Raw genomic sequence first — 14,557 nt, 5'->3', positions numbered from 1 at the left:
TGATCGAGGGGATTGGTTATGGCTCTCATGGTACCCCAGGTGCGGTTTCTGCCCGCGCCCCTTCTTGCCGCGCTTCTGGCCCTGCCAGGCCCCACCCTGGCGATGGACCCGGATGATCCGGACTACGATCCGCTTGAGGATGACGCCCTGTGGGGCGAGACGGTCTCCCCGGACCAGACCCAGACGACCAGTCCGGAGCTGACGTTCCTGCTGGAGGAGCCGGACCGGACGCCGCATCACCACCAGAATCAGATCCGCATCACGGCCTCCTCCCTGGAGGACGGTTGGGCCGATCTGCGCCAGTGCCACAACGATGTGGCGGCCATTCGGCGCATGGTCATTGTGTACAATGAGGCGACCATCGACGAACTCCAGGTCGAGTCCACCCGCAACATCGAATCCGCGCGCGCCGAGGGCGATCGTGTGGATCTGCGCGGGGTGGAGGAGGACGCCGAGGTCTGTGTGACCGCGCGCATGAAGATCGTCGAGCACGAGGGGGACGGCGTCTATCGCCTGGAGAACGGCCCGTTCGTTCGCCGCTTCCTCGACGGCTATTTCCCGATGCGCGTCACCATGGCCGTGAGCTGGGGTGATCTGGATCTGCGCCTGGCGGAGACCGAGCCGGCCGAGCAGGACGGGTTCGAGGTGGTGACCTCCGATCACGGGTTCATGTTCGACACCCTGTTCGAGGGCGAACTGCGGACCCTGGTGCGTCTGCGCAACAGCCACTGACCGCCCGGGAGGGCGCATGAGCCGAGACAAGCCGGATGTCCAGGGGCGACGCACGGTCGCCAGCAGTCGCCTGTTCGAGGTGGAAGAGCTGGACCTCGAGTTCAGTAATGGCGCGCGCACCTGCTTTGAGCGCCTGGTCAGCCGCGGCCATGGTGCGGTGATCATCGCCCCGGTGCAGGCCGACCGGACAATCCTCCTGATCCGCGAATACGCCGCGGGCACCCACCGCTACGAGCTGGGCCTGCCCAAGGGACGGATCGAGGCGGGCGAAGACATCCTGGCTGCCGCCAACCGGGAGATCATGGAGGAGGTGGGGCACGCCGGACACCGCCTGACCCACCTGGGCGCGTTGACCGTGGCGCCCGGCTACATGGCCCACCAGACGCATCTGGTGCTGGCCGAGGATCTCTATCCCGAGACCGCAGAGGGCGACGAGCCGGAGGCGATCGAGGTGGTGCCCTGGTCGCTGGACCGCCTGACGGAGCTGGTTGCACGCGAGGACCTGACCGAGGCGCGTTCCATTGCCGCCCTGTACATGGTGCGCGACTACCTCGACGGATAGAGGCCTCCTGGCGCGCGCCGGTGTTCCCCCGGGGCCGCAACCCTGCCAAGCTAGGGGGAATGTTCCGGGAAAACGGGAGTTCCCCATGCATGCTCCGCCGAAGGATGCGGCCCTGACTGCCCTGATGCACGAGGTTTCGAGCCTGGCCGACGCGGCCGGCCACGCCATTCTCGAGCTCTACGAGACCCGTTTCGCGGTCACCGAGAAGGCCGACCACTCGCCGCTGACCGAGGCGGATCTGGCCGCCCACCGTATCCTGGTCGGCGGGCTGTCGGATATCGACCCGGACTGGCCGGTGCTGTCCGAGGAGGGGCAGGACGTGCCCTTCGCACGGCGTCGCCAGTGGTCGACCTACTGGTTGATCGATCCCCTCGACGGGACCCGCGAGTTCGTGAAGCGCAATGGCGAGTTCACCGTGAACGTGGCGCTGATTCACAACCACGAGCCGGTCCTCGGCGTGGTCTGGTGTCCGGTGCTCAAGCGGCTGTATGCCGGGCACCGCGACGGGGTGGCGATCCGGCGGGACGAAGACCAGGCCCCGCGCACGATTGCGGTCGCCCGCGAGCGCATCGGCACGGATCATCCCGTGGTGGCGGGCAGCCGTTCGCACGGGGCGGAACGCCTGAAGCTCGCGCTGGACCGGCTGGGCCCGCACGAGCTGGTCAGCATGGGCAGCTCGATGAAGCTGTGCCTGGTGGCCGAGGGCGCCGCCGATATCTATCCGCGCCTGGGGCCCACCAGCGAATGGGATACCGCGGCGGCCCATGCGGTGGTGCGGGCGGCCGGCGGCCGGGTGACCGACCTCCAGGGCCAGGAGCTTCGCTACAACACGCGCGAGAGCCTGCTGAACCCCGAGTTTCTGGTGTGCGCCGGCAACCCCGACGGCTGGCTGCGCCGCCTGGGATTGCCGGAGGCCTGAGGGAAACTCTAAGCGCGCGCCGCCGCGTCAGGCGGCGCCGTTGGTGCGCGACGGGGCGACCGGCTCCGGCGTGATGTCCCAGATCTCGCGGGCGTAGTCGCGCACCGTGCGGTCGATCGAGAAATACCCCATGCGCGCGACATTCAGGATGGCGGCCTCGGCCCAGGCGGCGCGGTCGGCGTACAGGGTGTCCGCCCGCGCGCAGGCCTCGGCGTAGGCCGCATAGTCGGCGATCACGAAGAAGGGATCTTCCTGGCGCAGGTAGCGACCGAGGTCGGCGTGGGTGCCCGGGTCGTTGCAGGTGAAGAACCCGGACTCGATCATCTCGACTGCGGCGGCGAGGCCCGGCTGGCCGGCCAGTATGGCCTCCGGGGACGGGCCGTGGCGGCGGTGCTCGACGACCTCGTCGGCGGTCATGCCGAAGATGAAGATGGAGTCCTCGCCCACCGCGTCCCGGATCTCGATGTTGGCACCGTCCAGGGTGCCGATGGTCAGGGCGCCGTTGAGCGCCAGCTTCATGTTGCCGGTCCCGGAGGCCTCGAAGCCGGCGGTGGAGATCTGCTCGGAGACATCCGCCGCCGGGATGATGATGCTCGCCGAACTGACCTCGTAGTTGGGGAAGAACACGCACTTCAGGCGGTCGCCGATGGCCGGGTCATGGTTGACGATGTCGGCGACCTCGTTGATCACCTGGATGATGCCCTTGGCCCGGGCATAACCCGGCGCGGCCTTGCCGCCGAACAGCACCACGCGCGGCGGGATGTCCTCGCCGGCGCGGATGCGGCGGTACAGGTCCACCACGTGCAGGAGTTTCAGCAGCTGGCGTTTGTACTCGTGGATGCGCTTGATCTGCACGTCGAACATGACGTCCGGGTTCAGCTCCACGCCGGTGCGCTCGCGCACCAGGTCCGCCAGGCGCTGCTTGTTCGCGAGCTTCACGTCCATGAAGGCCTTCTGCAGGTCGGCGTCGTGGGCGTAGGGTTCCAGCGCGCGCAGGCGATCCAGATCGTACTGCCAGTCGTCGCCGATGCGCTGGCCCAGCAGTTCGGTGAGCGCGGGGTTGGACTGGATCATCCACAGGCGCGGGGTCACCCCGTTGGTGACATTCACGAAGCGCTCCGGCCACAGGTTGTAGAAGTCCTCGAACAGGGTCTCCTGCAGCAACTGGGTGTGCAGCGCCGCCACGCCGTTGACGCGGTGCGAACCCACCACCGCGAGGTGGGCCATGCGGACCCGGCGGCCGTGTTCCTCGTCGATGATGGACAGCCGCGCCAGGCGGTCGTTGTCGCCCGGATAGCGGTGGCGTACCTCCTCCAGGAAGCCATGGTTGATCTGGTAGATGATCCCCATGTGGCGTGGCAGTACGCGTTCCATCAGCTCCACCGGCCAGGTCTCCAGGGCCTCGGGCATCAGGGTGTGATTGGTGTAGGCGAAGGTGCGCCGGGTCAGCTCCCAGGCGCGCTCCCAGGGCAGCTCGTGCTCGTCCATCAGCAGGCGCATCAGCTCCGCGACGGCGATCGCCGGGTGGGTGTCGTTCAGCTGGATCGCGACCTTGTCGGGCAGGGCGTCGAGGCTGTAGTCCAGAGCCAGATGGCGCTCCATGATGTCCTGCAGCGAGGCCGAGACGAAGAAGTACTCCTGCTTCAGGCGCAGTTCCTTGCCGATCGCGGTGGCGTCGTTGGGGTACAGGACCATCGAGATGGTCTCCGACTCCGCCTTGTCCGCGACCGCGCGAATGTAGTCGCCTTCATTGAAATAGCGCAGGTCGAAGTCGCGGGTGGCCTTGGCCGCCCACAGGCGCAGGTTGTTCACGTTGCGCCGGCCATAGCCCGCGGTGGGGTAGTCGTAGGCCATGGCCAGGACTTCCTCGCCGTCCTCCCAAGTGTAGCGGGTGGAGCCATCGGGGTGATGGTGCTCGACCACGTAGCCGTAGAAGTGGATCGGATACTTGCGGTCCGAGCGCGGGAACTCCCAGGGGTTGCCGTAGCGCAGCCAGTTGTCCGGGTGTTCCACCTGATGGTAGGGCTCGAACTGCTGGCGGAACATGCCGAACTCGTAGCGGATGCCGTAGCCGTAGCCGGGGTAGCCCTGGGTCGCCAGGGATTCCAGGATGCAGGCGGCCAGGCGCCCCAGCCCGCCATTGCCCAGGGCCGCGTCGTCTTCGAGGTCCAGAATGGTGTCGAGGTCGACGCCGAGATCGGCCATGGCCTGGCGGGCCGGCTCGAGGATGCCCATGTTGCGCAGGTTGGCCTCGAGCATGCGCCCGATCAGGTATTCCAGCGACAGGTAGTAGACGCGCTTGACGTCCTCGTCGGCGAACTGCCGGCGGGTCAGCAGGCGGCGCTCCACCATGCGTTCGCGGATGGCGAAGGCCAGGGCCTCCATCCAGTCGCGTTCGGTGGCCTGGCGCGGGTCCTCGCCGACCACGCGGACCACAGCATCGCGGATCGACTGCCGCAGACCCTCCACATCGTTGGGGAGGTTGGGCAGGTGGGTCACTTCGGGGGCGGCCATCGGGCGAATCTCCAGAAAGGGGGTAGAAGCGCCGCTGCCTGGAATTATCCTTCCCGGGCGACGGCGCGATAGCCGATATCTGTTCGGCAGTATATATCGTCGAAATGAATCTGGTGTACGGCCGCGTAGGCCTTTTTCTGCGCGCTCTTCACGTTGGCTCCGAGGCCGACCACGCAGAGTACGCGACCGCCGGCGGTCACGATGCGACCCTCGGCATCGCGGGCGGTTCCGGCATGAAACACGTGGGCGTCGGGATCGGCCTCCACGGTCTCCAGGCCGCTGATGACGTCGCCCTTGCGGTAGTCCCCCGGATAGCCCCCGGCGGCCAGGACCACGCCCAGCGCTACGCGCGCATCCCAGCGGGCCTCGACCGCGTCCAGACGCCCGTCCAGCGCCGCCTCGACCAGTTCGCTGAGGTCCGATTCCAGGCGGCTGAGGATCGGCTGGGTCTCGGGGTCGCCGAAGCGGCAGTTGAACTCCAAGACCTTCGGGTTGCCCGCAGCGTCGATCATCACGCCGGCATACAGAAAGCCGGTGTAGCGTTCGCCGTCGGCGGCCATGCCCTGCACGGTCGGTTCGATGACGTCGTGCAGGATGCGCGCATGCAGCGCATCGGTCACCACCGGGGCGGGTGAATAGGCCCCCATGCCGCCCGTGTTCGGGCCCTGGTCGCCGTTGTCGCGCGCCTTGTGGTCCTGCGAGGAGGCCAGCGGCAGCACGTGCTCGCCGTCCACCATGCAGATGAAGCTGGCCTCCTCGCCGGTCAGGAATTCCTCGATGACCACGCGGTTGCCGGCCTCCCCGAAGGCGTTGCCGGCCAGCATGTCGTGCACCGCCGCGCGGGCCTCGTCCTCGGTCTGCGCGAGGATCACGCCCTTGCCGGCGGCCAGGCCGTCGGCCTTGACCACAATGGGCGCGCCGTGGGTGGCGATGAACTCCAGCGCGGCCCGTTCGTCCTCGAAGCTGCCGTAGGCGGCTGTCGGGATGTGGTGGCGGTGCATGAAGTCCTTGGCGAAGCTCTTGGAGCCCTCGAGCTGAGCGGCCTTTGCCGTGGGGCCGAAGCAGCGCCGGCCGGCGGTGCGGAAGGCATCCACCACGCCGGCGACCAGGGGTGCCTCGGGGCCGACCACGGTAAACGCGATGGCCTCGCGTTCGGCCAGGGCCAGCAGCGCGTCGATGTCGGTGACGCCGACGTCGACGTTCTCGCACTTGGCCTCGCGCGCGGTGCCCGCGTTGCCGGGGGCCACCAGGACGCGCTCGACGCGCGGCGACTGTGCCAGCTTCCAGGCCAGCGCATGCTCGCGCCCGCCGTTGCCGATTACCAGTACGTTCATCGGGACCTCAGTGGCGGAAGTGGCGCATGCCGGTGAACAGCATGGCGATGTCGTGCTCGTTGGCGGCGTCGATCACCTCCTGATCGCGCATCGAGCCGCCGGGCTGGATCACCGCGGTGATACCGGCCTCGGCCGCGGCGTCGATGCCGTCGCGGAACGGGAAGAAGGCATCCGAGGCCATCACCGAGCCGGCGACCTGCAGGCCTTCGTCCGCGGCCTTGATGCCGGCGATGCGCGCGGAGTATACGCGGCTCATCTGGCCCGCCCCGACCCCGATGGTCTGCTGGTCGCGGGTGTAGACGATGGCGTTGGACTTGACGTACTTGGCGACCTGCCAGGCGAAGCACAGGTCCTTCATCTCCTGTTCCGACGGCGCGCGCGCGGTCACGGTCTTCAGTTCCACATCGGCCAGGCTGCCGCGGTCCGCATCCTGGACCAGCAGCCCGCCGCCGATGCGCTTGTAGTCCAGGCCCGGGCCAACGCCCGCCGGCGGGATCTCCAGTACCCGGACGTTCTTCTTGGTGGCCAGCGCGCGCAGCGCGCCCGGCGTGATCTCGGGGGCGATCACGACCTCGACGAACTGGCGGCTGACAATCGCATGCGCTGTGTCGCCGTCCAGCGGGCGGTTGAAGGCGATGATGCCGCCGAAGGCCGAGGTCGGGTCGGTCTGGAAGGCGCGCTCGTAGGCCATCAGCTGACTCGGCGCGACCGCCACGCCGCAGGGGTTGGCGTGCTTGACGATCACGCAGGCCCCGGCCTCGAACTGGCGCACACATTCCCAGGCGGCATCGGCGTCCGCCAGGTTGTTGTAGGACAGCGACTTGCCCTGGTGCTGGCGGTAACTGGCCAGGGTGCCGGGTGTGGGCTGCGGATCGCGGTAGAACGCGGCGCGCTGGTGCGGATTCTCGCCGTAGCGCAGGGTCTCGACGCGCTCGAAGGTGGCGTTCAGCTGCCCGGGGAAGGGCGCGGCCTCGCCGTCCTCGTCCAGGGCCGACAGGTAATTGCTGATCGCAGCGTCGTAGCGCGCGACGTGATCGAAGGCCGCCACCGCCAGGCGGAAGCGCAGGGACTGCGGGACCTCCCCGTGGTCGCCGATGGCCGCAACGATCTCGCCGTACTGGTCGGGGCTGGTGGCCACCGCCACGTCACGGTAGTTCTTGGCCGCCGCGCGCAGCATCGCGGGCCCGCCGATGTCGATGTTCTCGATGGCATCCTCCAGGCTGCACCCGGGTCGGGCCACGGTCGCCTCGAAGGGATAGAGGTTCACCACCAGCAGGTCGATCGGGGGGATGTCCTGCTCGGCCATCACCGCGGAGTCGATGTCGCGCCGCCCCAGCAGGCCCCCGTGGATGCGCGGGTGCAGGGTCTTGACCCGGCCATCCATGATCTCGGGGAAGCCCGTGTGCGCGGAAACCTCGGTCACCGGAAGGTTGTTTTCGGCCAGCAGGCGGGCCGTGCCGCCGGTGGACAGAAGCTCCACGCCGCGCTCGTGCAGGGCGCGGGCAAGCTCCACGACGCCGGTCTTCTCGGAGACCGACAAAAGGGCGCGCTGGATGGGGCGGCTGGGGGTCATGCGGGGCCTCGGGATCGCTGCAAAAACCGCCATTATATCGAACGCGTGACGCCCGTGGAGGCGGCTTCGACCCGGCCGCGGCACAGCGGGAGGGCTGGGGCTCAACTTGTAATTTTTGCGCAAAACCTTCAGGGTATAAAAACGATTTCGGACACAACGCCCGCGTTCAGACGCAGCGCGAGGCGCCGTAAACGATCCCCGAGCCAGGCGGGATGGGCCCGCCAGACCACGGCTCGGCATCCGGGTAATGAAGAGCCCTCCGGATGTGCAGGATGAACCGGCCAGGCCGGTAGCGGGCGCTGCGAACAACGCGCCCGTTGCATTGCTACCCGAACACCAGGCCTGGCCTGGGCGGATCGGGCGAATGGCGAGACCGCCGGGACATGCGGGGGTCGCGGTTCTCTGCGTTTGCGGGGTGTTGTGCCGACGGATCGGCCGCGGGCCGTCCGTTCACGCTTACGACAGCAGCAAAAGCCAAGAGGAACCAGCATGGCAGCGAACATCAAGAATGATCAGGATTTCGGTGACAAGCCGACCGAACGTCGCGATACCGAGAACTACCTCAACGAGTACACCACCGGTTTCGTCGACAAGTGGGACGACCTGATCGACTGGGACAACCGCGCCAAGAGCGAAGGCACCTTCTTTATCGAGGAACTGAAGAAGCGTGGCGCCAAGCGCGTGCTGGACGTGGCCGCCGGTACCGGTTTTCACTCCGTACAGCTGCGCGAAGCGGGCTTTGACGTGGTGACCGCCGACGGCGCCCCGGAGATGCTCGTCAAGGCCTTCGAGAACGGCCGCAAGCGCGGGCACATCCTGCGCACCGTGCAGGCCGACTGGCGCATGCTCAACCGCGATATCTACGGCCGTTACGACGCCGTGGTCTGTCTGGGCAACTCGTTTACCCACCTGTTCAACGAACATGACCGCCGCAAGGCCCTGGCCGAGTTCTACTCCGCCCTGAACCATGATGGCGTGCTGATCCTCGACCAGCGCAACTACGACACCATCATGGACCACGGCTACTCGTCCAAGCACACCTACTACTACTGCGGCGACGACGTGCAGGTGCAGCCGGCCCATGTCGACGAAGGCCTGGCCCGCTTCCAGTATCGCTTCCCGGATGGCTCCGAGTACTTCCTGAACATGTTCCCGCTGCGCAAGGCCTATGTGCGCCGCCTGATGCGCGAGGTCGGTTTCCAGAAGATCGAGACCTACGGGGACTTCCAGGAGACCTATCGCGAGACCGATCCCGACTTCTTCATCCACGTTGCCGACAAGCGTTATATCGAGGGCGAGGAACGATGAGCGAGAACTACTCCGACGTCGTCGAGACGGCTCGCGACTATTACAACAGCGAGGACGCCGACACCTTCTACAAAATGGTGTGGGGCGGTGAAGACCTCCATATCGGGCTGTACGAGTACAAGGACGAGCCGATCGGCGACGCCAGCCGGCGCACGGTCGCCCATATGTCCGACCTGCTCGGCGAGCCGCAGCCGGAATGGCGCGTGCTCGACATGGGCGCCGGTTACGGCGGTGTCGCGCGCTACCTGGTCGAGAACTACGGCTGCGAAGTCACCGCGCTGAACCTGTCCGAGAAGGAAAACGAGCGCGACCGCGAGATCAACAAGGCGCGCCACCTGGACCACAAGATCACCGTGGTCGACGGCAGCTTCGAGAAGGTCGACGAGCCGGACGCGTCCTATGACGTGGTTTGGTCCGAAGACTCGTTCCTGCATAGCGAGAACGAAAACAAGAAGAAGGTGATTCAGGAAGCCGCGCGTGTGCTGAAGCCGGGTGGCTGGCTGATCTTCACTGACCCGATGCAGACCGACGACTGCCCGGACGGCGTGCTGGACCCGATCCTCGCCCGCATCCATCTGGATTCGCTGGCTAGCCCCGAGTTTTACCGTGAGGCGGCCAAGGCAGCGGGTCTGGAAGAGGTCGGTTTCGAGGAGCATTCCAGCCAGATCGCGACCCACTACGGCCGCGTGAAGCAGGAGCTCGAGTCCCGCGAGGACGAGCTGAAGCACTACATCTCGCAGGACTACATCGACCGCATGAAGCAGGGCCTGCAGCACTGGGTCGATGGCGGCAACTCGGGCTACCTGACCTGGGGCATCTTCCGCTTCCGCAAGCCGGCCCGCTAGGTCGCGCTTGCGAAGCAGGGACCGAGGGGCTGGCCGCCGTCAGGCGGGCAGTCGCCTCCAGACCCCGTCCATGCGGCCTTCGAGCGGCTGGAAGCGGGTCTTGTATTCCATCTTCGGCGCCTGGTCGATCCAGTAGCCGAGGTAGACATGGGGCAGACCGAGGCGGTGCGCATGCGCCACCTGGGTCAGGATCGCGAGGGTGCCCAGGCCGCGGCGCGGCTGATCCGGATCGAAGAAGCTGTACATCGCCGACAGTCCCTGCGGGGTGCGGTCGGTGACGGCCACCGCGACCAGCGTGCCGGCCTGGCGGAATTCGATCAGATCCACCGGGCCATTATGGTGGGCCAGCATCCCCGCGTATTCCTCGTGCCCCATCTGCTCCATTCCCCCGCCCGCGTGGCGGGCGGTCTGGTAGCGCGAGAACAACGGCATGTGCTCGTCGAGATCGGCGGCGGGCCCGGTGCCCGGCTGCTCCGGGGGGCGCCGGATCGCCACCGCGAGATCCTGATTGCGGTCCAGGCAACGGCGCTGGCTGCGATTCGGGCGAAAGCGCGCGACCGGAATGCGTACCGGCACGCAGGCGGCGCATTCGGGGCAGTGATGCCGGTAGACAAACTGACCGCTGCGGCGAAAGCCCTCGGCCAGTAGCTGGCCGAAGCGGGCACCGCCCAGGCTGACCGCGGGGTCGACCAGGAGGCTCTGCATCTCGCGGTCGTCCAGATAGGGGCAGGCCTGCGGGGCAGTGATGAACCAGCGGATTGGATGTTCCTGCATGGCGCTATCGTGACATCTCCGTGCACGGGCGCAAACAGGGGCATCCCAGACCGCCACGAGATACGAAAGAGCCTGCCGGAAGGGTGGGCTCCACGACCGGGATGGAACCCCGGCGTGTACACTTATCCCATTCGAAACCAATGGTGTACGGCACATGACGGCAACACGTAAAGATATCGAGAAGGCGCTGAAAGAGCGCATCCTGATCCTGGACGGCGGTATGGGAACCACCATCCAGCTGTACAAGCTGGACGAGGCCGACTACCGCGGCGAGCGCTTCAAGGACTGGGAGTCCGACCTGAAGGGCAACAACGACCTGCTGTCGCTGACCCGTCCGGACATCATCGAGCAGATCCACAACGACTATCTCGAGGCCGGCGCCGACATCATCGAGGCCAACACCTTCAACGGTACCCGCATCGCGATGGCGGACTACCACATGGAGGACCTGGTCCCCGAGCTGAACCGCGAATCCGCGAAGCTCGCGCGCAAGGCCGCCGATGCCTGGACCGAGAAGACCCCGGACAAGCCGCGTTACGTAGCTGGCATCCTCGGCCCGACCAACCGTACCGCGTCGATCTCGCCGGACGTGAACGACCCGGGCGCGCGGAACGTCGATTTCGACACCCTGGTCGAGGCCTACAAGGAGGCCGCCGAGGCCCTGGTCGAGGGCGGCGTGGACCTGCTGCTGATCGAGACGGTGTTCGACACCCTGAACGCCAAGGCCGCGATCTTCGCGGTGAAGACCCTGGAAGACGAGCTCGGGAAGGACCTCCCGATCATGATCTCCGGCACCATCACCGACGCCTCCGGCCGTACCCTGTCCGGCCAGACCACCGAGGCCTTCTGGAACTCGGTGCGTCATGCGAACCCGGTCTCCATCGGCCTGAACTGCGCGCTGGGTGCGAAAGAGATGCGCCAGTACGTGGAAGAGCTGTCGCGCATTGCCGACACGTTTGTCTCCGCGCACCCGAATGCCGGTCTGCCGAACGAGTTCGGGGACTACGACGAATCCCCGGAGCAGATGGCCGCGGACGTCGGCCCGTGGGCCGAGCAGGGCATGCTGAACATCATCGGCGGTTGCTGCGGCACGCTGCCGGAGCACATCCGCGCGATGCGCGAGGCGGTGGAGAAGCATCCGCCGCGCAAGGTGCCGGAGGTTGCCGCGGCCTGTCGCCTGTCGGGTCTCGAGCCGTGCAACATCACCGACGACTCGCTGTTCGTGAACGTCGGCGAGCGCACCAACGTGACCGGCTCGCGCAAGTTCCTGCGTCTGATCCAGAACGAGGAATACGACGTCGCGCTGGAAGTCGCGCTGAACCAGGTCGAGGGCGGCGCCCAGATCATCGACATCAACATGGACGAGGGGATGCTGGAGTCGCAGGACGCGATGGTCCGCTTCCTCAACCTGCTGGCCGGCGAGCCGGACATCGCCCGCGTGCCGGTGATGATCGACTCCTCCAAGTTCGAGATCATCGAGGCTGGCCTGAAGTGTGTGCAGGGCAAGGCGGTGGTCAACTCGATCTCCATGAAGGAGGGCGAGGAGAACTTCATCAAGCAGGCCCAGCTGTGCCGTCGCTACGGCGCCGCGATCGTGGTCATGGCCTTCGACGAGGACGGCCAGGCCGATAACGAGGACCGCCGCGTCGAGATCTGCACCCGTGCCTACAAGCTGCTGACCGAGAAGGTCGGCTTCCCGGCCGAGGATATCATCTTCGACCCGAACATCTTCGCGGTCGCGACCGGTATCGAGGAGCACAACAACTACGGCGTGGACTTCATCGAGGCCACCCGTCGCATCAAGCAGGACCTGCCGCACGCGCTGGTCTCCGGCGGCGTGTCCAACGTGTCGTTCTCCTTCCGCGGCAACGAGCCGGTGCGCGAGGCGATCCACGCCGTATTCCTGTACCACGCCATCAAGGCGGGCATGGACATGGGCATCGTGAACGCCGGTCAGCTGGCGGTCTACGACGACATCGACGAGAAGCTGAAGGAAGCGGTCGAGGACGTGGTCCTGAACCGCCGCGACGATGCGACCGAGCGGCTGCTCGACCTGTCCGAGGAGTACAAGGGCCAGGGCGGCGGCAAGAAGGAGGAGAACCTCGAGTGGCGCGAATGGGAAGTCACCAAGCGCCTCGAGCACTCCCTGGTCAAGGGCATCGACACCTACGTGGTCGAGGATACCGAAGAGGCGCGTCAGGCCTATGACCGCCCGATCCAGGTGATCGAGGGTCCGCTGATGGACGGCATGAACGTCGTCGGCGACCTGTTCGGCGAGGGCAAGATGTTCCTGCCGCAGGTGGTCAAGTCCGCCCGCGTGATGAAGAAGGCCGTGGCCCATCTGATCCCGTACATCGAGGCCGAGAAGACCGGCACCGAGAACAACGGCAAGATCCTGATGGCCACGGTGAAGGGCGACGTCCACGACATCGGCAAGAACATCGTCGGTGTCGTGCTGCAGTGCAACAACTTCGAGGTCATCGACATCGGCGTGATGCAGCCGGGCGCCGAGATCCTGAAGGCCGCCAAGGAACACGATGTGGACGTCATCGGCCTGTCCGGCCTGATCACGCCCTCGCTGGAGGAGATGGCCAACTTCGCCGCCGATCTCGAGCGCGAAGGCATGAAGACCCCGCTGATGATCGGGGGCGCGACCACCTCGCGCGCCCACACCGCGGTCAAGATCGAGCCGAACTACTCCGGCCCGGTGGTCTGGGTGAAGGACGCCTCGCGTGCGGTGGGTGTGGCCCAGAGCCTGATCAGCCCCGAGCTGCGCGAGAAGTACGCCGCCGAGATCCGCGAGGAGTACGAAAAGCTGCGCGTGCAGAACGCCGGGCGCAAGAAGAAGACCCAGTGGGTCACCCTGGAGAAGGCGCGCGCCAACAAGCCGCAGATCGACTGGTCAAGCTATACCCCGCCCAGGCCGAAGGCGCTGGAGACCGACAAGCTGCCGGGCGAGCCGACCGTGCTGCACCCGCATGGCGACGGCTCCGTGCTGCTGCGTTTCGACGACTACGATCTGAACGAGGTCGCCGAGTACATCGACTGGACGCCGTTCTTTCACTCCTGGCAGCTGCACGCCGCCTACCCGCGCATCCTGGATGACGAGAAGGTGGGTGAAGAGGCGCGCAAGCTGTTCAAGGACGCCCAGGAGATGCTGCAGCGGATGATCGACGAGAAGTGGGTCACCCTGCGGGGCGTGGTGGGCTTCTTCCCGGCGAACACCGTCAATGATGACGATATCGAGGTCTATACCGACGAGAATCGCTCCAAGGTGCTGAAGAAGCTGCATCACCTGCGTCAGCAGACCGAGAAGCGCCGGGGTCAGCCGAGCCACTCGCTGGCCGATTTCGTGATGCCGAAGGAGGCCGGCGGTCCCGACTACATCGGGGCCTTCGCGGTCAGTGCCGGTGGCGATGTCGACGCCAAGGCCGCGGAATTCGAGAAGGCCAACGACGACTATCACTCGATCCTCGTGAAAAGCCTGGCGGACCGCCTGGCCGAGGCCTTCGCCGAGTGCATGCATCAGCATGTGCGCCGCGAATTCTGGGGCTACGTCCCGGACGAGTCGCTCGAAAACGAGGACCTGATCGAGGAGAAGTACCAGGGTATTCGCCCGGCCCCGGGCTACCCGGCGTGCCCGGAGCACACCGAGAAGTCCACCCTGTGGGAGCTCCTGCAGCCGGAAGAGAACGCTGGCATGACGCTCACCGAGAGCTACGCCATGCTTCCGGTCTCGGCCGTGTCCGGCTGGTACTTCGCACATCCGGAGTCGCGTTACTTCGGTCTCGGCAAGGTCAACCGCGACCAGGTCGAGGATTACGCGAAGCGCAAGGGCATGTCGTTCGAGGAGGCCGAGCGCTGGCTCGCGCCGAACATTGGCTATGACGACAGCGACGAGGCCAAGGCGGAAGCCAAGGCCGAGCGCGAGGCCCGGACCGCGTAACACCCCGGTCCCGTCTCCGGGCCGACCCGTGCGAGCGGGCGGGTCCGGCA

The 14,557-nt window shown here is 66.6% G+C and carries 10 protein-coding genes; 6 read left to right on the top strand and 4 right to left on the bottom strand.

Annotated features, from left to right (window positions below):
- Positions 1–18: 18 nt before the first annotated feature.
- The 3 genes from H609_RS0102220 to cysQ all read left to right on the top strand — a co-directional run bounded on the left by H609_RS0102220 (position 19) and on the right by cysQ (position 2,213).
- Positions 19–732 carry an alpha/beta hydrolase gene (locus H609_RS0102220; protein ID WP_081659408.1) on the top strand — a complete coding sequence of 238 codons (714 nt, stop codon included), beginning with the start codon at positions 19–21 and terminating at the stop codon, positions 730–732.
- A gap of 16 nt (positions 733–748) precedes the next feature.
- Entirely contained in the window at positions 749–1,294 is a 546-nt protein-coding gene (nudE, locus tag H609_RS0102215) for an ADP compounds hydrolase NudE (protein WP_018876889.1), read from the top strand.
- Positions 1,295–1,379: 85 nt separating this feature from the next.
- Positions 1,380–2,213, top strand: a complete 834-nt coding sequence (gene cysQ, locus H609_RS0102210; protein ID WP_028484206.1) for a 3'(2'),5'-bisphosphate nucleotidase CysQ — start codon at positions 1,380–1,382, stop codon at positions 2,211–2,213.
- A 27-nt stretch (positions 2,214–2,240) separates the two neighbouring features.
- Here cysQ and H609_RS0102205 read toward each other — a convergent pair whose 3' ends face one another.
- From H609_RS0102205 to purH, 3 genes are read right to left on the bottom strand one after another with little or no spacing between them, the layout of a single operon-like run.
- The gene (locus tag H609_RS0102205) at positions 2,241–4,727 is read right to left on the bottom strand and encodes a glycogen/starch/alpha-glucan phosphorylase (protein WP_028484205.1); all 2,487 of its coding nucleotides are present in this window, start codon (positions 4,725–4,727) and stop codon (positions 2,241–2,243) included.
- 44 nt (positions 4,728–4,771) lie between these two features.
- A complete protein-coding gene (purD, locus tag H609_RS0102200; RefSeq protein WP_028484204.1) occupies positions 4,772–6,061 on the bottom strand; it encodes a phosphoribosylamine--glycine ligase in 1,290 nt (429 codons plus the stop codon).
- Positions 6,062–6,068: 7 nt separating this feature from the next.
- A complete protein-coding gene (gene purH, locus H609_RS0102195) occupies positions 6,069–7,634 on the bottom strand; it encodes a bifunctional phosphoribosylaminoimidazolecarboxamide formyltransferase/IMP cyclohydrolase (protein WP_018878484.1) in 1,566 nt (521 codons plus the stop codon).
- A 489-nt stretch (positions 7,635–8,123) separates the two neighbouring features.
- Here purH and H609_RS0102190 point away from each other — a divergent pair, with 489 nt between their 5' ends.
- Both H609_RS0102190 and H609_RS0102185 read left to right on the top strand, forming a co-directional pair.
- Complete coding sequence (locus tag H609_RS0102190; protein WP_018866715.1) at positions 8,124–8,942, top strand: class I SAM-dependent methyltransferase; 819 nt, start codon at positions 8,124–8,126, stop codon at positions 8,940–8,942.
- Positions 8,939–9,787 (top strand): methyltransferase domain-containing protein, encoded by an 849-nt coding sequence (locus tag H609_RS0102185; RefSeq protein ID WP_018876893.1) that lies wholly within the window; start codon positions 8,939–8,941, stop codon positions 9,785–9,787. Before H609_RS0102190 ends, H609_RS0102185 begins: the two co-directional genes overlap by 4 nt.
- A gap of 39 nt (positions 9,788–9,826) precedes the next feature.
- On the opposite strand, the gene H609_RS0102180 is transcribed toward H609_RS0102185, so the two are convergent.
- Positions 9,827–10,561: an arginyltransferase gene (locus H609_RS0102180; RefSeq protein WP_018881849.1), complete on the bottom strand. Its 735-nt coding sequence runs from the start codon at positions 10,559–10,561 to the stop codon at positions 9,827–9,829.
- 154 nt (positions 10,562–10,715) lie between these two features.
- On the opposite strand from H609_RS0102180, the gene metH reads away from it, so the two are divergent.
- On the top strand, positions 10,716–14,507 hold the full coding sequence (gene metH, locus H609_RS0102175) for a methionine synthase (protein ID WP_028484203.1): 3,792 nt from the start codon (positions 10,716–10,718) through the stop codon (positions 14,505–14,507).
- Positions 14,508–14,557 lie beyond the last annotated feature (50 nt).

Source organism: Thioalkalivibrio sp. ALE17 (assembly GCF_000425605.1).
Classification (GTDB): Bacteria; Pseudomonadota; Gammaproteobacteria; order Ectothiorhodospirales; family Ectothiorhodospiraceae; genus Thioalkalivibrio.
Note: the sequence above shows the minus strand (reverse complement) of the source record. Positions and strands in the feature narration are given on the sequence as shown.

Bases quoted from the DNA above. Each gene is read 5' to 3' on its own strand.
- purH (WP_018878484.1), bottom strand. From the start codon at position 7,634: ATGACCCCCAGCCGCCCCATCCAGCGCGCCCTTTTGTCGGTCTCCGAG.
- cysQ (WP_028484206.1), top strand. From the start codon at position 1,380: ATGCATGCTCCGCCGAAGGATGCGGCCCTGACTGCCCTGATGCACGAG.
- purD (WP_028484204.1), bottom strand. From the start codon at position 6,061: ATGAACGTACTGGTAATCGGCAACGGCGGGCGCGAGCATGCGCTGGCC.
- H609_RS0102205 (WP_028484205.1), bottom strand. From the start codon at position 4,727: ATGGCCGCCCCCGAAGTGACCCACCTGCCCAACCTCCCCAACGATGTG.
- nudE (WP_018876889.1), top strand. From the start codon at position 749: ATGAGCCGAGACAAGCCGGATGTCCAGGGGCGACGCACGGTCGCCAGC.
- metH (WP_028484203.1), top strand. From the start codon at position 10,716: ATGACGGCAACACGTAAAGATATCGAGAAGGCGCTGAAAGAGCGCATC.
- H609_RS0102190 (WP_018866715.1), top strand. From the start codon at position 8,124: ATGGCAGCGAACATCAAGAATGATCAGGATTTCGGTGACAAGCCGACC.
- H609_RS0102185 (WP_018876893.1), top strand. From the start codon at position 8,939: ATGAGCGAGAACTACTCCGACGTCGTCGAGACGGCTCGCGACTATTAC.
- H609_RS0102220 (WP_081659408.1), top strand. From the start codon at position 19: ATGGCTCTCATGGTACCCCAGGTGCGGTTTCTGCCCGCGCCCCTTCTT.
- H609_RS0102180 (WP_018881849.1), bottom strand. From the start codon at position 10,561: ATGCAGGAACATCCAATCCGCTGGTTCATCACTGCCCCGCAGGCCTGC.